Annotated in this window: 1 protein-coding gene; it reads right to left on the bottom strand. The window is 58.8% G+C overall.

The window, feature by feature from the left end; all coding sequences use genetic code 11:
* Window positions 1-255: IS66 family transposase (locus tag KJS69_RS29445; protein WP_213587791.1), on the bottom strand; the 255-nt coding region annotated here is incomplete at both ends.

Raw genomic sequence — 255 nt, 5'->3', positions numbered from 1 at the left:
CGCGTTGGGCGTGGAAACGAAGCAGCGTATGCTTCTCGTCGGAGATCACATGCATCCATTGCGTCTTGCCGCCGACTCGGCATCCCGTTTCATCGGCATGCACGACGGGTTGCCGAAGCAACCTGTCAATTAAGGTTTGCTCAACGGGTTGCAGCGCATCCGACGATGTCTCCAGCATGGAAAGCAGCGAAGCTTCGCTCGGCCGATGGCCGGTCAGATCGTCGAACAAGCGGGCAATCCGATCCAGCGGCAACA

The sequence above is a fragment of the Paenibacillus sp. J2TS4 genome (genome assembly GCF_018403245.1).
Lineage (GTDB): Bacteria > Bacillota > Bacilli > Paenibacillales > NBRC-103111 > Paenibacillus_L.
Note: the sequence above shows the minus strand (reverse complement) of the source record. Positions and strands in the feature narration are given on the sequence as shown.